The sequence below is a fragment of the Bradyrhizobium sp. genome, from assembly GCF_022844465.1.
Classification (GTDB): Bacteria; Pseudomonadota; Alphaproteobacteria; order Rhizobiales; family Xanthobacteraceae; genus Bradyrhizobium.
Genome location: NZ_JALHLP010000002.1, coordinates 192,714 through 212,837, shown reverse-complemented (window position 1 = coordinate 212,837; position 20,124 = coordinate 192,714). Strand labels below are relative to the sequence as shown.

Here is a 20,124-nt window from a genome sequence, read left to right as displayed (position 1 = left end):
TCCTAATACCTCCCTATATTGCCCTGACCTCGAATCAGGAAGTCCATGCGCGTTTTCAGCGTTCCCGTTTCCGCGCCGTTCCTGCGCACCGTGATTGCTGCGCTGGTCAACGGCCGGGTGGTGGAGGGATTCGAGGCACGCAAGGATCCCCTGAATCTCGCGCGGGCGACGCTGTACCTGCCGACCCGACGCGCCGGCCGGCTGGCGCGGGAAATCTTTCTCGACGAATTGAATACGAACGCAGCCATCCTGCCGCGCATTGTCGCGCTTGGCGATATCGACGAAGACGAACTGGCGTTTTCCGAAGGCTCCGAGCCATTCGGCGACGTCGCGCCGCTGGACCTTCCGCCACGGCTCGGCGAACTCGAACGCCGGCTGACGCTGGCGCATCTGGTAGCGGCGTGGGCGAAAGGTCCGGTGCTGGCGCCGCTGGTGGTCGGCGGCCCGGCATCGACGCTGGCGCTGGCCGGTGACCTGGCGCGGCTGATGGACGACATGGTCACCCGTGGCGTCGCCTGGGAAACGCTCGACAGCCTGGTGCCGGACCAGTTCGACAAATACTGGCAGCACTCGCTGGATTTCCTGCGCATCGCGCGCAAGGCGTGGCCCGACCACCTCAAGGAGATCGGCCGGATCGAGCCTGCGGACCGGCGCGACCGCCTGATCGAAGCGGAAGCCGTCCGGCTGGCCGCGCATCATGAAGGGCCGGTCATCGCAGCGGGTTCGACCGGCTCGATGCCGGCGACCGCGAAATTCCTGACCGTGGTGGCCGCCCTGAAGCACGGCGCCGTGGTGTTACCGGGGCTCGATACCGATCTCGACGACGAGGCCTGGCAGACAATCGGTGGCGTCAGGGACGCGCAAGGCAGGTTCACCACGCAGCCCTCCTCGAACCACCCGCAATACGCGATGCAGGCGCTGCTCGATCGTTTCGGCCTCAAGCGAGGCGATGTCGAAATTCTGGCGACGCCGGCGCCGCAGGGCCGCGACGTGCTGGTGTCGGAGGCGATGCGCCCTTCCGCCGCGACCGGGCAGTGGCATGACCGGTTGGCGCAGCCGGATGTCTCGCGAAAGATCGACGGCGGCATGACCAACCTTGCGGTCGTCGAAGCGCCCAATCCGGAACTGGAGGCGCTGGCGATCGCGGTGGCGATGCGCGAAGCGCGGCATCTCGACAGATCAGCCGCGCTGGTGACGCCGGACCGCGCACTGGCGCGGCGGGTGATGGCGGCGCTGACCCGTTGGGATCTCGAGTTCGACGATTCCGGCGGCGACGCGCTGATGGATACGCCGGCCGGAATTTTCGCCCGTCTCGCCGCCGAAGCCGCCACCCATGGACTGGAGCCGGCAACCCTGCTGGCATTGCTGAAGCATCCGCTGTTACGGCTTGGCGGCGCGGCTGGCGCGTTCAGGCGCGCGATCGAATCGCTCGAGCTTGCGATCTTGCGCGGCACCCGGCCGCAGGCCGGAAGCCACGGGCTTGCGCGCGATTTCGACCGCTTCTGCGCCGAACTCGGCAAGCTCAAACGCAAAAAAGAGGTATCATCACTTCACGCCTCCGAACCGCGCGCGAGATTGACGGACGACGAGCTGGACCAGGCCCGATCGTTGATTGCAGCGTTGCAGCAGGCGTTGTCGCCGCTGGAAGGCGTCGCGGTCGCAACGCCGCATGACTTCGCCGAACTGGCGCACCGTCATCGCGAGGCGCTGATCGCATTGTCGTCCGATGATATGGGAGTTGCGGTCGTGTTCGAGGGCGGACAGGGATCGGCGCTTGCCGCGGCATTCGACGATCTCCTGTCCGAACAGAAGCCAAGTGGCCTGATGGTCCAGCCCGGCGACTACCCCGACGTGTTCCGGACCGCGTTTGCCGAGCGCATGGTTCGGCGCCCCGAAGCGGCCAGCGCGCGCCTGCACATCTACGGTCAACTGGAAGCGCGGCTGACCGAAACCGACCGCGTCATTCTCGGCGGCCTGGTCGAGGGCGTGTGGCCACCGGCGCCGCGGGTGGATCCGTGGCTGAGCCGGCCGATGCGCCATGAACTCGGCCTCGACCTGCCGGAGCGGCGCATCGGCCTCGCCGCACACGACTTCGCGCAATTGCTGGGAGCGGGCGAGGTCATCCTGACCCATTCGGCCAAGGTCGGCGGCGCGCCCGCCGTGGCCTCGCGCTTCCTGCACCGGTTAGAGGCCGTCGCCGGCCAGGCGCGCTGGGACGCGGCCCGGTGCGCCGGCGAGCGCTATGTCCGCTTCGCCGCTGAACTCGACCGGCCAGACAAGGTCGAACCAGCCAAACAACCCGCGCCGAAACCGACGCGCGCGGCGCGGCCGCTGAAGCTATCGGTTACCGCGATCGAGGATTGGTTGCGCGATCCCTACACGATCTATGCGCGGCACATTCTGCGGCTTGACCCGCTCGACGCCGTCGATATGCCGCTGTCGGCGGCCGACCGCGGCTCCGCGATCCATGGCGCGCTCGGCGAGTTCACGCAGAAGTCTGCCACCGCCCTCCCCGAGCAACCCGCGCTGGTGCTGCGCGGGATCGGCGAGAAATATTTCGAACCGCTGATGGAACGGCCCGAGGCGCGCGCGCTGTGGTGGCCGCGGTTTCACCGCATCGCCGGATGGTTTGCGGAATGGGAGCTGGCGCGACGCGGTAACATCAGCAGGATTCTGGCCGAAATCCGCGGCGAGATCGGCATCCCGCTTGACCATGGCCGCACCTTCATCCTCTCCGCGCGCGCCGACCGGATCGAGCAGCGCCGCGATGGCAGCTTTGCAATCCTCGATTACAAGACGGGACAACCGCCGACCAACAAGCAGGTGCGCATGGGGCTGTCGCCGCAGCTGACGCTGGAGGCTGCGATCCTGCGCGAAGGCGGCTTTGCGGATATCGACGCCGGCTCGTCTGTCGGCGAACTCGTCTATGTCAGGCTGAGCGGCAACAATCCGCCGGGCGAGCAGCGTTCGCTGGAGCTGAAGATCAGAAACAGCGATACGCCGCAGCCGCCCGACGAGGCCGCCGCCTACGCCCGCGCCGCGCTCGAAGCCCTGATTCGCAAGTTCGAGGACGAGGACACAGCCTATACGTCCCTGAACCTGTCGATGTGGTCGACCCGCTACGGCGCCTATGACGACCTCGCCCGCATCAAGGAATGGTCGGCGGCCGGCGGCCTCGGAATCGAGGAGCGATGAAGGCTCCCCGCATCATTCCCGACATCGTTCGCGCGGCGCAGGCGCGCGCATCCGACCCGGCGGCATCCGCCTTCGTGTCGGCGAACGCGGGGGCCGGAAAGACCCACGTGCTGGTGCAGCGGGTGATCCGGCTGCTGCTGGCGGGTGTGCCGCCGGAAAAAATCCTCTGCATCACCTTCACCAAGGCCGCCGCCGCCAACATGGCGGAACGCGTGTTCTCCACGCTTGGCGATTGGGTAACGCTCCACAACGCCGCGCTGGACAGGGCGATCCGGGAGACCGGGATTCCGCATCCCGATGCCCGGCTGCGAAAGGCGGCGCGCAAGCTGTTCGCCGGCGCGCTGGAGACGCCGGGCGGGCTGAAAGTGCAGACCATCCACGCGCTGTGTACACGGCTGCTGCAGCAATTTCCGTTCGAGGCCAATGTCCCGGCGCGTTTCACCGTGCTCGACGACCGCGACCAGAACGAGATGATGGAGCGCGCCAATCTCCAGGTTTTTCTCGACGCCGCGCGCAACCCCGAAAGCGCCACCGGGCAGGCGCTGACGACGGCGATGGCGAGCGCCGCCGACGTCACCTTCAAGGACGTGGTGCGCGAGGCCTGCCTCAGCCGCAATTTCCTGGCCTGGACCGACGCCGTCGGCAGCGCGCATGCCGCCGCCGCGCAGATTTCGGCGGCGCTCGGCGTCGATCCCGACGATCGGATCGAGGATGTCGAGCGCGAGATTGTGGATGGGGCGCACCTGCCGCGGTCGCGATGGTCGGATGCCGCAATCGCGCTGGATAGCGGCAACAAATCCGATCAGGACCGGGCGATGAAGCTTCGTGCGGCGCTGGCTTTCTCCGGCGCCGCCCAGGTGGAAGAATATCTCGGCGTCTTCTTGACCGACGAGCGCGCCCCCCGCAAATCCGTACTGACGAAAAAATTCGTCGACAACAACCCTGAACTTGGCCGGCAATTCGAGCAAGAAGCGCTCCGCCTCACGCCGCTGATCGCAAAGCGCCGCGCGGTCATTGCCCGCGACCGTACCGGGGCGCTGCTGCATATCGCCACCGCCGCGTCGGCGAACTACCGGCGCGAGAAGCAGGCGCGCGGCCTGCTCGACTATGACGATCTGATCGACAAGACGCTGGCGATGCTCGACAACGTCGCCGCCGGCTGGGTGCATTACAAGCTCGACCGCGGCGTCGACCATGTGCTGATTGACGAGGCGCAGGACACCAGCCCACGACAATGGGACATTGTCAGCCATATCATTTCGGAATTCACGTCGGGCTCCGGCGCCCGCGACGGCGTGATCCGAACAGTGTTCGCGGTCGGTGACGAAAAGCAGTCGATCTTTTCGTTTCAGGGCGCCGCGCCCCGCGAGTTCGATCTGCGCCGCCGGACGCTGAAGAAACGGTTCGAGAACGCCGGGCTGAAGTTCGATCCGGTCACTTTCACCTATTCGTTCCGCTCCGGGCCGGAAATCCTGCACGCGGTCGACCATGTCTTCCGCAAGGAGGATGTGTTCCGAAGCATCCACGCGGTCGAGACCGGATATCCGATCCATCATGCGCTGGAAGACGCCGGCCCCGGCGCGATCGACCTCTGGGAACTCGCCGTGAGCGACGACAAGCAGGATATCGAGGGCTGGCGCGCGCCGTTCGATGGCCTGTCCATGACCAGCCCCGAAGTGAAGCTGGCGCGGCGCATCCAGGCCGAGATCAAGGCGCTGGTCGAAGCCGGCACGCTGACGGGCAGCGGGGACGACCGTCGCCGGCTGCGCTACGGCGACGTGCTGGTGCTGGTGCGACGGCGCGGCAACGCGTTCGACGCCGTGATCCAGGCATTGAAGCACGCGGGCATCCCCGTCGCCGGCGCCGACCGCCTAAAGCTGACCGAGCACATCGCCGTTGTCGACCTGATGAACCTGGCTGACGCCCTGCTGCTGCCGCAGGACGACCTGGCGCTGGCGGTGGCGCTGAAGAGCCCGCTGTTCGGGCTCACCGAGGACGACCTGTACGAGATCGCCTGGCAGCGCAAGGGGACGTTGCGCGCCGCGCTGGCCGCCCATGAGGCTTCGGGAGGCCGATTGAGGGATGCGCTGCGGCGGCTCGAAGCCTGCGAACGCCGCTTCGCCGGCGAGACGCCGTTTGCCTTCTATGCCTGGCTGCTCGGCGGCGACGGCGGCCGGGCGCGGATCCTGCGACGACTGGGCCATGAGGCCAACGATGCGCTCGACGAGTTTCTCGAACTGGCGCTGAGCTACGAGCGCAAGGCGCCGGCCTCGCTGCAGGGGTTCATGGCATGGCTGCGCGCGGCCGACCTCGAAGTGAAGCGCGACATGGAAATCTCGCGCAACGAAGTCCGGGTCATGACCGTGCATGGCGCCAAGGGGCTGGAGGCGTCCGTGGTGTTCCTGGTGGACACCACGACGTCGCCCTCGGATACGCAGCGGCTGAAACTGATTCATCTGCCGCAGGGCAATGCCGGTCCGCATGCCCCTGGCGTCGTGGTCTGGGCCGGCCGCAAGGCCGAGGATCCATCCGCCGTCGCCGCGGCGCGCGCGGCCATGCTCGACGATACCGAGGATGAATACCGCCGCCTGCTGTATGTCGCGATGACCCGCGCGGCCGACCGGCTGATCGTCGGCGGCTGCATGCCCGGCAACATGAAGAATGTCCGGCCGGACTGCTGGTACGATCTGATCACCAAGGGCCTCGCCGAGTCGGACTTGCGGCTTCAGGAGATCGAAACCTCGGCGGGGGTGGTGAAGCGCTACACGCGGGCGGAGGAGGCGTCGGCGTTGGCGGCGCCGGTTTTCACGGTCGCGACAACCACGCCAGCCGAGCGCCCATCCTGGCTGCTGACACCCGCACGATCACTGCCATCGACGGAAAGCGTTTTGCGACCTTCCGACCCCGCCGAGAGCGACGGCCGCCCGGTGCGGCCGTCCGAATCCCCCGGGCAGCGCGCCCGCGCCCTGCAACGCGGCTCGCTGACGCATCGGCTGCTGCAATCGCTGCCCGACATCCCCGACGGCCAGCGCCGCGCGGCCGCTCTCGCCTACCTCGCCCGCAACGCCGACGGCTGGACCGGGGAAGAACAGCAGGCGCTGGCGGACGGCCTGCTCGCCCTGATCGCGGATGCGCGCTTCGCGCCGGTGTTCGCCGCCGGCAGCCGCGCTGAAGTGCCGATCGTCGGACGGCTGCGGCGCGCCGACGGGCAGCCGGTGCTGGTGTCAGGGCAAGTCGATCGCCTCGTAGTCACCGGTCGGGAAGTCCTGATCGTCGATTTCAAGACCAGCCAAGCGCCGCCCGGCCGGCCCGAGGAGGCCCCCGGCGCCTATGTCCGCCAGCTCGCGCTGTATCGGGCAGTGCTCGCCAGGCTTTATCCCCAGCTGCCGGTCCGTGCGGCGCTGCTGTGGACCGAAACCCCTGAATTGACGGAGGTTTCCGCCCACGCGCTGGAGGCGGAGCTGGCATCTCATCATCTTGGCGTGAGCCCGCTTGACCCGGCGGTACCGCGTTCATAGGTTGGCCCCTATCGTGCCGGACGCGATTCTCTCCCGTCCGCCAATTCCCAACCGAACGAGGTATTCCATGGCCGTTGGCAAGGTTTCCGACGCCGATTTCGAAGCCGAAGTGCTCAACGCGACCGGCCCGGTGGTAGTTGATTTCTGGGCCGAATGGTGCGGCCCTTGCCGAATGATCGCACCCGCGCTGGACGAGATTTCCGGGGCGATGGGCGACAAGGTCAAGATCGTGAAGCTGAATGTCGACGAGAGCCCGAAGACGGCGTCGAAATACGGCGTGATGTCGATCCCGACATTGATGATCTTCAAGGGCGGCGAGATGGCCTCGCGTCAGGTCGGCGCCGCGCCGAAGCAGAAGCTGCAGCAGTGGATCTCCGCCGCGGTTTGATCCGCCCCAACTGTCGATGAAAGAACGGCCGGCGCGCAGCCGGCCGTTTGCGTTGAGCGATGCTTCTCACGGGAACTACGCCGGCGGCGTTCCGTTGGCGGCCAGCACATGGCCGGCGAGGTAGAGCGAGCCGGTAATCAGAATCCGCGGCGGCGCCTCATAGGCCAGCCGCGACAAGGTCTGCAGCGCGGCTTCGACGCTTGCGGCGTTTTCCACCCGCATGCCGAGCGCGCGCGCCGCATCCGCCAGCCGGTCCGGCGGCATCGCGTTGTCATGGCCGGGGATCGGCACCGCCACGATGTGGCGCGTCAGGCCGACGAAATTGGCGAGGAACGCGCCCGCGTCCTTGTTGGCCATCATGCCCGCGATCACCACCAGCGGCCTCGACACCCGTTCCTCGAGATCGCCGAGCGCCGCGGCGGCGACGCGTCCGCCTTCGGCGTTGTGTCCGCCGTCGAGCCAGATTTCGGAGCCCGGGGGGGCCTGTTCGACCAGCGCGCCCGCGACCAGCCGCTGCATCCGCGCCGGCCATTCGGCGTTGACGATTCCGGCCTCGAACGCGGCGGCCTCGATCCTGAACGCCTCGACCGCGCGCAAGGTCGCAATCGCCAGCCCGGCATTGTCGAACTGATGACGCCCGAACAGTTTTGGCGCCGCGAGGTCCATCAGGCCGCGCTCGTCCTGGTAAACCAGCCGCCCACGCTCGACGCCGACATGCCATTGCTGCCCGGCGGGATGCAGCGGCGCCCGCATGCGGCCAGCCTGCGCCTCGATCACCGCCATCGCCTCCGGCGACTGCTCGGCGCAGATCGCCGGCGCGCCGCGCTTGATGATGGCGGCCTTTTCTCCAGCGATCGCCGCCAGTGAGTTGCCGAGAAACTCCATGTGATCCATGCTGACAGGCGTAATGACGACGGCGACCGGCCGTTCGATGACGTTGGTGGCGTCGAGCCGGCCGCCGAGGCCGGTTTCAAGCAACACCACATCGGCTTCCTGCTGCGCGAACAGGCAGAACGCCGCGGCGGTCTTGATCTCGAAAATCGTGATCGGCCCGCCCTGGTTGACCCGCTCGCAATGCTCCAGCACCCGGCGCAGTTCGTCATCGCTGACCAGCCGGCCGCCGAGGCGAAAGCATTCGTTGATCCGCACCAGATAGGGCGAGGTATAGACGTGGACGCGCAGTCCGGCGGCTTCCAGGATCGCGCGCAGATAGGCGATGGTCGAGCCCTTGCCATTGGTTCCCGCGACATGGATCACGGGCGGCAGCAGGCGTTCGGGATGGTCGAGCCGCGCCAGCAGGCGCTGCGTGCGCTCCAGGCCGAGCTCGATCCGCTCCGGATGCAAGGCCGACAGCCGCGCGATCAATTTCCCGAGCGACTCGGGATGGGCGGCAGGCAGGTTCATGCCTGAGGTGCGGCCGGCGCGGCATCCGGCGCCGCTGCGACCGCGGCCGGGACCGCCTCCTCCGGCGCAGGCTTCGCGGCGGCCTCGAGCGCCGGCGATCTGGTCAACAGCCGGCACAGCCGCGCCAGGGTCGGGCGCATCTGGTGGCGATGCACGACCATGTCGACCATGCCGTGGTCGAGCAGATATTCGGCGCGCTGGAAACCTTCCGGCAGTTTCTCGCGGATCGTCTGCTCGATGACGCGCGCCCCGGCGAAGCCGATCAGCGCGCCGGGCTCGGCGATCTGCACGTCGCCGAGCATCGCGTAGGACGCGGTGACGCCGCCGGTGGTCGGATTGGTCAGCACCACGATGTAGGGCAATTTCGCCTCACGCAGCATCTGCACGCCGACGGTGGTGCGCGGCATCTGCATCAGCGACAGAATGCCTTCCTGCATCCGCGCGCCGCCCGAGGCCGCAAACACGATGAAGGGCGATGCCTTTTCGACCGCGAGTTCCAGCCCACGCACGATCGCTTCGCCGGCAGCCATGCCGAGCGAGCCGCCCATGAAGTCGAAGTCCTGTACCGCGACCACGACGCCGGCGCCCTCGAGCTTGCCGTAGCCGACCTTGATGGCGTCGTTCAGCCCGGTCTTGGCGCGCGCGTCCTTGATGCGATCGGCGTATTTCCGTTCGTCGCGGAACTTCAGCGGATCGGCCGTCACCTCAGGCAGCGCGATGTCGTACCAGGTCTCGTTGTCGAAGATCGACTTCAGCCGCGCCACCGCGCCCATGCGCATGTGGTAGTTCGAACCGGGAATGACGAACTGATTGGCCTCGACGTCCTTGTAGAACACGAGCTGCCCGGAATCCGGGCACTTGATCCACAGATTCTCCGGCGTCTCGCGGCGCAGGATGCTGCGGATCTTCGGCCGGACGACATTGGTGAGCCAGTTCATGCTTCGCTCCGGGTGCGCTCAGTCACGCATTAGTCAGACTATATGGCGGCGCGGGCCAAGCCCGGCAAGGCGCGTTGTCCACCGCAATCGCGGCTTATTCCGCGGCCTGGCGGGCGCTACGGACGCCTTCGGCCAGCGAAGACACCAGATCGGCTACCGCGGTCACGGTGCCCGCGGTCGCCCGCCCCTCGGCGTCAAGGTTGGCCTTCAAGGCATCGACCAGCGCGGTTCCGACCACGGCGCCGTTGGCGTTCTGTGCAATCGCGCGCGCCGCGTCCGGGGTGCGGATTCCGAAGCCGACGCAAACCGGCAATTTTGTATGGCGCTTGATGCGGGCGACGGCTTCGCCGACCGCGGTGGAATCGGCGCCGGCGCTGCCGGTGATGCCGGTGATCGACACATAGTAGACGAAGCCCGAGGTGTTCGCGAGCACCGCGGGCAGGCGCTTGTCGTCAGTGGTCGGCGTCGCCAGGCGGATGAAGTTGAGCCCTGCCTTCATCGCCGGCAGACAGAGTTCGCCGTCTTCCTCCGGCGGCAGGTCAACGATGATCAGGCCGTCGACGCCCGCGGTCTTCGCATCGGCGAGGAATCGATCGACGCCGTAGATGTAGATCGGATTGTAATAGCCCATCAGCACCAGCGGCGTCGTGGTGTCGTCGTTGCGGAAGCCGCGGACCATCGCCAGCGTCTTCTTCAGCGTCATGCCGGCTTTCAGCGCGCGCAGGCCCGCCGCCTGGATCGAGGGCCCGTCCGCCATCGGATCGGTAAAGGGCATGCCGATCTCGATGATGTCGGCGCCGGCCTTCGGCAGCGCCTTGATGAGGTCGAGCGACGTCTTCGGATCGGGATCGCCGGCCATCAGGAAGGTGACAAACGCCGAGCGGCCCTGCCTGGCAAGTTCGGCGAATGTCGCGTCGATCCGGGTGGTCATGGTGCGAGCCTCGCAGCGGCATGCCCTTTACTGAAACTTGCGCTCGCGGCGACACCCCCACCCCGGCCCTCCCCCGCAAGCGGGAGAGGGAGCGGAGTTCGCCCGGTCGATCGTTCGTTCAAGCCAAGGCGATGGAGAAGGCGACGCGGTGCAGGCGATTTTCGCGCCGCCACGGCCGTCGATTCCCTCTCCCGCCTGCGGGGGAGGGCTGGGGTGGGGGCTCTCTCCCGGGATTCGATGCCCGCAATCATCACGGCTTCTTCCTGCCCTTCAGGATATCGCCGACCTGCGGCACGTCCTTGTCGCCGCGGCCGGAGAGGTTGACCACCATCAGGTGGTCGCTCGGCCGCTTCGGCGCCAGTTCCATCACCTTGGCAATCGCATGCGCCGGCTCGAGCGCGGGGATGATGCCCTCGAGCCGCGACAGCAACTGGAACGCGGCGAGCGCCTCCTCGTCGGTCGCCGACAAATAGGTGACGCGGCCGGTTTCGTGCAGCCAGGAATGCTCGGGGCCGATGCCGGGGTAATCGAGCCCCGCCGAGATCGAATGCGCGTCCTGGATCTGGCCGTCGTCGTCCATCAGCAAATAGGTACGGTTGCCATGCAGCACGCCGGGCCGGCCGCCGGCGATCGAGGCCGCATGCAACTGCGTCAGGCCGTGCCCTGCCGCTTCGACGCCGAAGATTTCGATGCTGGGATCGTCGAGGAACGGATGAAACAGGCCCATCGCGTTGGAGCCGCCGCCGATGCAGGCGATCAGCGAATCCGGCAGCCGGCCTTCGGCCTCCTGCATCTGCTTGCGGGTTTCGATGCCGATGATCGACTGGAAGTCGCGCACCATCATCGGATAGGGATGCGGCCCCGCCACCGTGCCGATGCAGTAGAACGTGTTGTGCACGTTGGTGACCCAGTCGCGCAGCGCGTCGTTCATCGCGTCCTTGAGCGTGCGCGAACCCGACTGCACCGGGACAACCCTGGCGCCCAGCATTTCCATGCGGATCACGTTGGGCTGTTGCCGCTCGACGTCCACCGCGCCCATATAGACGATGCATTCCAGCCCGAACCGCGCGCACAGCGTCGCGGTAGCGACGCCGTGCTGGCCGGCGCCGGTTTCGGCGATGATGCGCTTCTTGCCCATGCGGCGCGCGACCATGATCTGGCCGAGCACGTTGTTGACCTTGTGCGAGCCGGTGTGATTGAGCTCCTCGCGCTTGAAGTAGATCTTGGCGCCGCCGAGATGCTCGGTCAGACGCTCGGCGAAATACAGCGGCGACGGCCGGCCGACATAGTCCTTGAGATAGCCGTTCATTTCGATCTGAAATTCCGGATCGGCCTTGGCGTCGGCATAGGCCTTTTCCAGGTCGAGGATCAGCGGCATCAGGGTTTCGGCGACGAAGCGCCCGCCGAAAATGCCGAAATGGCCGCGCTCGTCGGGGCCGGTGCGGAATGAATTTGGCAGGTTCGGATTCATCGGGCCATCAGCTCTTCGGTGGCGCGCGCGGCGCGAACGAACCTTTGGATCATTTCGGGATCCTTGATACCGGGCGCGCGCTCGACGCCGGAGGAAACATCGACGCCGCCGGCGCGGGTGACGGCAAGCGCCTCCGCGACATTGTCGGCAGTGAGCCCGCCTGAAACCAGATACGGCAAATCGAGTTCGAGTTTCGCCAGCAAGCCCCAGTCGAACACGGCGCCGAGGCCGCCCGGGCGGGTGGCGTCGCCGGGGGCGCGGGCGTCGAACAGGATGCGATCGGCGACGTCCGCATAGCCCGGCAGGATGGCAAGGTCGGCCGGCGTCTCGACCGCGATCACCTTCATGACCGGCAATCCGAACTTCGCCTTGATGTCGCGGACCCGGGCGGTGGTTTCCTTGCCGTGCAGTTGCAGCAGGTCCGGCTGCAGGGACTCGACGATGTTTTCAAGCGTGGCATCGTCGGCATCGACGGACAGCGCCACCTTGGCGGCGCGGCCCTTGGCCAGCCGGCCCAGGTCGCGCGCGATTTCGAGGCTGAGATGGCGCGGCGACGGCGGAAAGAACACGAACCCCACCATGTCGGCGCCTGCCGCAAGCGCGGCGTCGAGCGTCTCGCGCGTGGACAGGCCACAGATTTTGACAAGCAGGGACATGGTCTCTCAAGGGCCTTTTCGGCCGCAATCGGGTCAAGACAGGCTGACGCGGCGGGTTCTACAACGTCGCGCTCTGCTTGTCTCGCCCGGCGGATGCAAAGATTCCGGGCTGCGCCGGGGCCGGAAGCCGCAGTCGATCGTCCCTGGAAACCGCCGCGGCCGCCCGCAGATCGGCGGTTTCGGCCCGCGCCCGGCGGGCGTCCGCCTCATGGCGGCGCGCGGCGCGACGCCAATGGCGCTGGCGGAACCAGGTCGCCACACCGCCGGCCGCCACGCCCAGAATGGCGGCCACGATGATCAAGACGAAGAGCGGCAGCGCCACCGCGACCGCCGGATCGACCGAATTGAAGGGGTCGAACGACACCGTCACGAAATGACGGTTGGCGACGGCGAAGACGACAAAGATGAGGCCGAGAGGAATAACGACCAGCGCCGTGACAAGCTTTCGCATGACCATCTCTCGAATTGGATGGAGATCGGCGGGCACCAACCCGCCACGCGGTTACCAGATCGTTAAAACCCAAAAACGGGCTTAGGCGCCTGCTTCGGGCGAGCCGCCCTCGCGGTTCAGCCGCTCGCGCATTTCCTTGCCGGTCTTGAAGAACGGCACGCTCTTCTGGTCGACCGGAACATGGGCGCCGGTACGCGGATTGCGTCCGGCGCGCGCCGGGCGGTGCTTGACCGAAAAAGCGCCGAATCCGCGCAACTCGACCCGATCGCCACGCGCCAAGGCTGCGACGATCTCATCGAGGATCGCGTTTACGATGTTTTCGACGTCCCGCTGATAGAGGTGCGGGTTGTGCTCGGCGATGCGCTGAACAAGTTCGGATTTGATCATGGGAGTTGGGATCCGGGGTCGGGCGGATATCCATTTCCGTGAAAATACCTTGGACTGTCAAGACGCTAAATCAATCTCGCCCCCCGCGAAATGACGTGACAAACCGCCCGCGAGGGGGTTGTAACGCATCCCGGCGCGCGGCGTCCGGACGCGGCGATCCGGCCCGCAGGGCTCAATTGGGGAGCGCGGGCCGCCACAAGGCCAGCATGCCATCGAGCCCGAACTGATCGACCGCCTGCGCCACGCCGGCCTGCTCGATCTGCCGCGCGATGGACCCGAGGCCGAGCGCATCAAGTGCGATCGAAGCCGCCGTGCGCAGAAACGTCATGTCGCCGAATCGCGGGGTCAGCTTGTAGTCCCGCACCGGCAGATCGCTCTTGATCTTCTTCTCGGCGACGAGCCAGGCGATCGCCACCTTTTCATCGCCGAGCTGATCCACCAGTTTCAGTTCGATCGCCTGGCGACCGGTGAAGACCCGGCCATCCGCGACTTTTTCGAGCAAAACGTCGTCCATGCCGCGCCGCGCCTTCACGAGGCCGCGGAACCAGGCATATGAATCCTTCACCAGCGCGTCGAGCGCTGCGCGGGCTTCCGGGCTGGTTGGCTCGAAACCGTTCGGCGCAGCCTTCAATGGCGAGGACTTCACTTCCTCGACCTTGACGCCGACGGTCTTCATCAGCTCGGTGAAGTTCGGAAACTGGAACAGCACGCCGATCGAGCCTACCAGCGAACTCTGCCTGGCGACAATGTGATCGGCGGCGAGCGCCGTGATGTAGCCGCCGGACGCCGCCAGTCCCTCGACGACCACGACCAGTGGTTTCCTGGCCTTGAGCCGAACCAGTGCGTCATAGAGCTGTTCGGAGCCGGCCGTGGTGCCGCCCGGCGAGTTGATGTGCACGATGACAGCCGCGGCCTGCGACTTTTCCAGCCGCTCAAGCGCCTCGACGCGGCTCTGGTCGCTGCGGATCAGCCCGTCGATATTGACGCGCGCGATCGATCCCGACGCGGTCAGCGATGCGCGGCTGCCGGGCGCGGCGATCAGGCCCAGGGCGACGATCGCGCCGATCGCAACCACGACGGCCACGACCCGCCAGAAGGTCAGCTTGCGACGGATCCTGCGGCGATCGACGATCACATCCGAATCGAGCGACATCGAATTTCTCCTGAAGGTGACCCGCGCTTTTTTGCATTCTCAGCGTGACCTGAGCGTTACCTGATTACATCAATTGCGATGCAATATGAAGAAAACAAGGCCCGGCTTCCTCTCCCCTTCTCCCCTTGTGGGAGAAGGTGGCGCAAAGCGCCGGATGAGGGGTCTCTATCCGTGGAGACGGACCCCTCACCCGTCTCGCCGCCGCTTGCGCGGCGCCGATCCACCCTCTCCCACAAGGGGAGAGGGAAGAAAAACAACAAAAGGCCCCGGTCGAAACCGGGGCCTGATGCGTATGAAAGCGCTAGAGCGCGAGTCTACTTGTCGCGATTCTTCAGCGCGGTGCCGAGAATGTCGCCCAGCGTCGCTCCCGAATCCGAGGAGCCGTATTGCGCGATGGCTTCCTTCTCTTCGGCGACTTCCAGCGCCTTGATCGAGACCTGCACCTTGCGGGCCTTCTTGTCGAACTGGATCACGCGGGCATCGACCTTCTCGCCGACGGCGAACCGTTCGGCGCGCTGATCGTTGCGGTCACGGGCGAGCTCGGAGCGCTTGATGAAGGCGGTGAAGTCGGTACCCGAGATCTTCACCTCGATGCCGGCGTCCTTCACTTCGAGCACTTCGCAGGTCACCACCGCGCCCTTCTTGACGTCGCCCGGCTCGGCGAAGGGGTCGCCCTCGAGCTGCTTGACGCCCAGCGAGATACGCTCCTTTTCGACATCGACGTCGAGCACCACGGCCTTGACCATGTCGCCCTTCTTGAAGTTGTCGATGACCTGCTCGCCCGGAAGCTTCCAGTCGAGATCGGACAGATGAACCATGCCGTCGACGTCGCCTTCGAGGCCGAGGAACAGGCCGAACTCGGTCTTGTTCTTGACCTCGCCTTCGACCGTCGAGCCGACCGGGAACTTCTCGACGAAGACTTCCCAGGGGTTGCGCATGGTCTGCTTGAGGCCGAGCGAGATGCGGCGCTTGACCGAATCGACTTCGAGAACCTGCACCTCGACTTCCTGCGAGGTGGAGACGATCTTGCCGGGATGCATGTTCTTCTTGGTCCACGACATTTCCGAGACGTGGATCAGACCTTCGATGCCCGGCTCCAGTTCGACGAACGCGCCGTAGTCGGTGATGTTGGTGACGCGGCCGGTGAAGCGCGCGTTCAGCGGGTACTTCGCCTCGATGCCCTGCCACGGATCGTCCAGCAACTGCTTCATGCCGAGCGAAATGCGGTGGGTCTCGTGGTTGATCTTGATGATCTTGACCTTGACGGTCTGGCCGATGGCGAGCACCTCGGTCGGGTGGTTGACCCGGCGCCATGCGATATCGGTGACGTGCAGCAGGCCGTCGATGCCGCCGAGATCGACGAACGCACCGTAGTCGGTGATGTTCTTGACCACGCCGTCGATCACCTGGCCCTCTTCGAGGTTCTGCACCAGTTCCTGGCGCTGCTCGGCGCGGGTCTCTTCGAGAACCGTGCGGCGCGACACCACGATGTTGCCGCGGCGGCGATCCATCTTGAGGATCTGGAACGGCTGCGAGTTGTTCATCAGCGGCGCGACGTCGCGGATCGGACGGATATCGACCTGCGAGCGCGGCAGGAAGGCGACAGCGCCGTCGAGGTCGACGGTGAAGCCGCCCTTGACCTGGTTGAAGATGACGCCGTGGACCTTCTCGTTGTTGTTGAAGGCCTTCTCGAGCTTGCCCCAGCTTTCCTCGCGGCGCGCCTTGTCGCGCGACAGCACGGCTTCGCCGAGCGCATTCTCGATCCGGTCGAGGAACACCTCGACCTCGTCGCCGACCTTGAGGTCGCTTTCACGGCCAGGGCCCGCGAACTCGCGCAGCGCCACCCGGCCCTCGGTCTTCAGGCCGACGTCGATGACGGCCATGTCCTTTTCAATCGCAACCACCGTGCCCTTGATGACGGAGCTTTCCTGCAAATTCCCGCCGGCGAAGGACTCGTCCAGCATCGCAGCGAAATCGTCGCGGGTCGGATTATAAGAAGCAGCAGTCGAAGCCATTTGTTCTCCAGGTACGGTATTGCCGGCCAATCGGGTTGAGGGGCGCATCGCGCGTGAAGTGTCAGGGGTCCGCAAAACCCTGGCGACCGCGTTTGCGGAAGGCGCAAAAGCGGGCCGGCAGCATGCCTGCACGTTCGATACGTTGATGTATCCGGAGCCTGAAACGAGCATACCGACTTCAGGAGCCTCGAGCGGACATTCCTCCAATGACGGCATCGGTTTAGTTTGACGTAAAACGTTCAAACCCGACGCCGGCCCGCTCGGACAGCCCTGATCTCATCGATGGCGGCCCGGATGGCGGTGGATATAGCCCCAAGGGCCCATTTCGGCAAGCTGGAAATGCCGGGCTCGCCGACCGCTTCGGCGGGAAACGAGGCCATAGCGCCGGATCAGGCCCGCCGGGAGCGCGCCGCCTCCACGATGGCGATCGCGGCGCGAACGCCAGCCTCGATGTCGAGATTGGAATTGTCGAGAACATGGGCATCGGCGGCGGCCTTCAAGGGGGCCGCCACGCGATTGCGGTCGCGTTCGTCGCGCCTGAGAATGTCGGCCAGTACCGCCGCCTCGTCGGCGGCTTCGCCGCGCGCGCGGGCTTCCAGCGTCCGGCGGCGCGCCCGCACCAGCGGGTCGGCGACGACGAAAATCTTCACGTCGGCGTTTGGACAGATCACGGTGCCGATATCGCGGCCGTCGAGCACCGCACCCGGCGGACCGGCGGCGAACTGGCGCTGGAAACTCACCAGCGCCTCGCGCACGCTTGCAATCGCCGACACCACCGAGGCGGCGTCGCCGATGCGCTGGGTCTTCAACTCGGGATGGCCGAATTTTTCAGGATCGAGTTCCAACGCCGCCGCCACCGCCCGCGCCTCGTCGGTGAGATCGACGCCGTCGTCCAGCAGCGCTTTCGCCACCGCGCGATAGATCACGCCGGTGTCGAGGTGGCGATAGCCGTAATGGTGGGCGAGCCGTTTGCCGAGCGTCCCCTTGCCGGATGCCGCCGGTCCGTCGATGGCGATGATCATGAAAATTCCGCCCCCAGCGAACGCATCATCGGGATGAAATCGGGAAAGCTGGTGGCGATGAAGGCGGTGTCGTCGACCTTGACCGGCTTGTCGGCGGCAAGCCCCATCACCAGCGCCGACATCGCGATGCGGTGATCCATGTGGGTGGCGACGAGGCCACCGCCAGGCACGTGGCCCCTGCCCTCGACGATCAGGTCGTCGCCGGCGATCTCGACCCTGACGCCGTTTGCGCGCAGCATGGCGGCGGTCGCCTCCAGCCGGTCGGATTCCTTGACCCGCAGTTCCTTCAGGCCGCGCATGATGGTGGTGCCGTCGGCGAACGCGGCTGCAACCGCCAGCACCAGGTATTCGTCGATCATCGAGGGCGCACGCTCCGGCGGCACCTCGACCCCGCGCAGTCTGGAGGCGCGCACGCGCAAGGTGGCCATCGGCTCGCCGGCGTCGCCGCGGACTTCGCTCTGCTCGATCGTGGCGCCCATCTCGCGCAATGTCGTGAACAGCCCGGTGCGCAGCGGGTTGGTCATGACGTCGGAGAAGCTGACGTCCGAACCCTCGACGATGAGCGCCGCCACGATCGGGAACGCGGCGGAGGATGGATCGGCGGGCACCACGATGCTGGCGCCATGAAGTTCCGGCTGGCCGGTGAGCGCGATCCGGCGGCCATGGACGCCTTCCCTGACCGAGACGATTTCAGCGCCGAAATGCTTCAGCATCAGCTCGGTGTGGTCGCGGCTGGCCTCCTGCTCGATCACGGTGGTGATGCCGGGCGCGGCGAGCCCCGCCAGCAGTACCGCCGACTTGATCTGGGCTGACGCCACCGGGGTCCGGTAAAGGATCGGGAGCGGATCGCGGGCGCCGTGCAGCGTCAGGGGCAGGCGGCCGCCTTCGGCGGCGTCATCGGCCTTGGCGCCCATCAGCTCCAGCGGATCGAGGATCCGCCGCATCGGGCGGGATCGCAGCGAGGCGTCGCCGTCGAACACCGCGGTGATCGGGCAGCCCGCCACCGCTCCCATCACCAGCCGGCACCCGGTGCCGGAATTGCCGAAATCCAGCGGGGCGTTTGGTTGGGCGAAGCCTGCGACGCCCACGCCCTTGACCTCCCACGCAAAAGACCCGGTGCGCGTCACCTGGGCGCCCAGCGCCCGCATCGACTTGGCGGTATTGAGGACGTCTTCGCCCTCGAGCAGGCCGGAAATCCTGGTTTCGCCGACCGAAAGCGCCCCGAGGATCAGGGCGCGGTGCGAGATCGACTTGTCGCCGGGAACGCGGACCTTGCCGGCTAGCGGGCCGCTCGAACGGGATTCCAGCGGTGTCGGGGCGGCTGAATGGGTCAAGATTGTGTCCTCTGCGCGGGGCAGTATCACACCGGCCACACGGCGTCACGCGGTCGTCGAATGCGTCAAAGTGCTATTGACACCAGCCGCTCAACTAGCCAAGTGAAGCACCGTTTTTCAGAATTTCCCAGGATTGCACACGTGGCCAAATCCGATCTCGGAACCAAGCGCATTTGCCCGACGACGGGTAAGAAATTCTATGACCTGAACAAGACCCCTGTGGTTTCACCCTACACCGGCGAGGTCGTGCCCATTGCGCCAGTAGCGCCGCCGCGGGCCGCCCGTGGCGATGCCGCCCGCGCCGCGGCCGCCGCCACCGCCACCGCCGCTGCGGATCTGCCCGAAGCCGCCGAGGCGGAAGAGTTGGTCTCGCTTGAGGAGGCCGACGCCGAGGAGAATACCGGCAAGGTCAAGGCCGTCGTTCCGGAGTCGGAAGACGACATCGAAATCGACGAGACCATCGAAGGCGACGACGATGATGACTCGACCTTCATTCCCGACGAGGAAGAGGGCGACGAGGACGTCACCGACATCATCGGCGACGTCGGCGGCGACGAAGAGACTTGAGATCGGCCCTGAACTGTGGTTCAGGGTCGTGCCCGCGCGTCGATCGAGGCGCGCGAATCCTTAAGGGGCCATAGCTCAGCTGGGAGAGCGCTTGCATGGCATGCAAGAGGTCGGCGGTTCGATCCCGCCTGGCTCCACCACGCTTCGCCCTGCGGGCTTCGCGTGGCGCAGCCGCGCGGTGCCCAAGGGACGAAGCGTGCCCGGCGTAGCCCGAAGGGCGAAGACGGGCCGGCGCTGCATGAGGCGACACGGCTTTTTCAGCGCACGGGGCTAGCGGCGCGATGTGGTACGTCTACATCATCCGCAGCATTGAGTTTCCCGATCGCGAATACACCGGCGCAACCGAAGATCTGAAACATCGGATTTCAGATCACAACGCCGGCAAGTCCACCCACACCGCAAAGTTCAAACCTTGGAAACTGGTGTGGTACTGCGCCTTTCCCGACAAGTACAAGGCTCTCGCATTCGAGAAGTATCTCAAATCCCATTCCGGCCGCGCCTTCGCCAAGAAGCGCCTCTAACTGGCGACACCTCCGCGATCGCATCCCGAGCAGCTGTTCGCGGCCGGCTATGCCGCCTGCTTCATCGGCGCCATGAAGTTCGTCGCCTCACCCGTGGCAATGTGGATCCTGACGGTCGCCTGACGACCACTCATGCAGCCCTGTGCGGGAGGGCATTGCCGCGGCGCCTGAAG

The 20,124-nt window shown here is 66.3% G+C and carries 16 protein-coding genes, 1 tRNA gene and 1 pseudogene; 7 read left to right on the top strand and 11 right to left on the bottom strand.

Annotated elements, in window-relative coordinates:
* Positions 1–45 precede the first annotated feature (45 nt).
* The 3 genes from addB to trxA all read left to right on the top strand — a co-directional run bounded on the left by addB (position 46) and on the right by trxA (position 7,101).
* The gene (gene addB, locus Q0D31_RS07270) at positions 46–3,195 is read left to right on the top strand and encodes a double-strand break repair protein AddB (RefSeq protein WP_291847618.1); all 3,150 of its coding nucleotides are present in this window, start codon (positions 46–48) and stop codon (positions 3,193–3,195) included.
* Entirely contained in the window at positions 3,192–6,713 is a 3,522-nt protein-coding gene (gene addA / locus Q0D31_RS07265) for a double-strand break repair helicase AddA (RefSeq protein WP_291847615.1), read from the top strand. Before addB ends, addA begins: the two co-directional genes overlap by 4 nt.
* A 67-nt stretch (positions 6,714–6,780) precedes the next feature.
* On the top strand, positions 6,781–7,101 hold the full coding sequence (gene trxA, locus Q0D31_RS07260; protein ID WP_291847612.1) for a thioredoxin: 321 nt from the start codon (positions 6,781–6,783) through the stop codon (positions 7,099–7,101).
* 75 nt (positions 7,102–7,176) lie between these two features.
* Here the strand turns inward: trxA and Q0D31_RS07255 are convergent, their stop codons facing one another.
* From Q0D31_RS07255 to aroA, 11 genes are all read right to left on the bottom strand, one after another.
* Positions 7,177–8,505, bottom strand: coding sequence for a folylpolyglutamate synthase/dihydrofolate synthase family protein (locus Q0D31_RS07255; protein ID WP_291847608.1), 1,329 nt, complete (start codon positions 8,503–8,505; stop codon positions 7,177–7,179).
* On the bottom strand, positions 8,502–9,443 hold the full coding sequence (gene accD, locus Q0D31_RS07250; protein WP_291847605.1) for an acetyl-CoA carboxylase, carboxyltransferase subunit beta: 942 nt from the start codon (positions 9,441–9,443) through the stop codon (positions 8,502–8,504). Before accD ends, Q0D31_RS07255 begins: the two co-directional genes overlap by 4 nt.
* Before the next feature lie 94 nt (positions 9,444–9,537).
* Entirely contained in the window at positions 9,538–10,374 is an 837-nt protein-coding gene (gene trpA, locus Q0D31_RS07245; protein ID WP_291847602.1) for a tryptophan synthase subunit alpha, read from the bottom strand.
* Between the two features lie 250 nt (positions 10,375–10,624).
* Entirely contained in the window at positions 10,625–11,845 is a 1,221-nt protein-coding gene (trpB, locus tag Q0D31_RS07240) for a tryptophan synthase subunit beta (protein WP_291847599.1), read from the bottom strand.
* Entirely contained in the window at positions 11,842–12,501 is a 660-nt protein-coding gene (locus Q0D31_RS07235) for a phosphoribosylanthranilate isomerase (protein WP_291847597.1), read from the bottom strand. The genes trpB and Q0D31_RS07235 overlap by 4 nt, the downstream gene beginning before the upstream one ends.
* Before the next feature lie 58 nt (positions 12,502–12,559).
* Positions 12,560–12,952: a lipopolysaccharide assembly protein LapA domain-containing protein gene (locus tag Q0D31_RS07230; protein WP_291847594.1), complete on the bottom strand. Its 393-nt coding sequence runs from the start codon at positions 12,950–12,952 to the stop codon at positions 12,560–12,562.
* Between the two features lie 81 nt (positions 12,953–13,033).
* Positions 13,034–13,339: an integration host factor subunit beta gene (locus tag Q0D31_RS07225; RefSeq protein ID WP_192736230.1), complete on the bottom strand. Its 306-nt coding sequence runs from the start codon at positions 13,337–13,339 to the stop codon at positions 13,034–13,036.
* Positions 13,340–13,511: 172 nt separating this feature from the next.
* Positions 13,512–14,492: a signal peptide peptidase SppA gene (sppA, locus tag Q0D31_RS07220; RefSeq protein ID WP_291847586.1), complete on the bottom strand. Its 981-nt coding sequence runs from the start codon at positions 14,490–14,492 to the stop codon at positions 13,512–13,514.
* A gap of 314 nt (positions 14,493–14,806) precedes the next feature.
* A complete protein-coding gene (gene rpsA / locus Q0D31_RS07215; RefSeq protein ID WP_291847583.1) occupies positions 14,807–16,507 on the bottom strand; it encodes a 30S ribosomal protein S1 in 1,701 nt (566 codons plus the stop codon).
* 389 nt (positions 16,508–16,896) lie between these two features.
* Positions 16,897–17,529, bottom strand: coding sequence for a (d)CMP kinase (gene cmk, locus Q0D31_RS07210; RefSeq protein ID WP_291847579.1), 633 nt, complete (start codon positions 17,527–17,529; stop codon positions 16,897–16,899).
* The gene (gene aroA, locus Q0D31_RS07205; RefSeq protein WP_291847576.1) at positions 17,526–18,863 is read right to left on the bottom strand and encodes a 3-phosphoshikimate 1-carboxyvinyltransferase; all 1,338 of its coding nucleotides are present in this window, start codon (positions 18,861–18,863) and stop codon (positions 17,526–17,528) included. The genes cmk and aroA overlap by 4 nt, the downstream gene beginning before the upstream one ends.
* A gap of 141 nt (positions 18,864–19,004) precedes the next feature.
* On the opposite strand from aroA, the gene Q0D31_RS07200 reads away from it, so the two are divergent.
* The 4 genes and pseudogenes from Q0D31_RS07200 to Q0D31_RS07185 all read left to right on the top strand — a co-directional run.
* Positions 19,005–19,430, top strand: coding sequence for a TIGR02300 family protein (locus tag Q0D31_RS07200; protein WP_291847574.1), 426 nt, complete (start codon positions 19,005–19,007; stop codon positions 19,428–19,430).
* Positions 19,431–19,494: 64 nt separating this feature from the next.
* Positions 19,495–19,570, top strand: a tRNA-Ala gene (locus Q0D31_RS07195).
* A 141-nt stretch (positions 19,571–19,711) separates the two neighbouring features.
* The gene (locus Q0D31_RS07190; protein ID WP_291847571.1) at positions 19,712–19,951 is read left to right on the top strand and encodes a GIY-YIG nuclease family protein; all 240 of its coding nucleotides are present in this window, start codon (positions 19,712–19,714) and stop codon (positions 19,949–19,951) included.
* 18 nt (positions 19,952–19,969) lie between these two features.
* Positions 19,970–20,041, top strand: a pseudogene (locus tag Q0D31_RS07185) (organic hydroperoxide resistance protein); the annotation flags it as partial.
* Between the last annotated feature and the right edge of the window lie 83 nt (positions 20,042–20,124).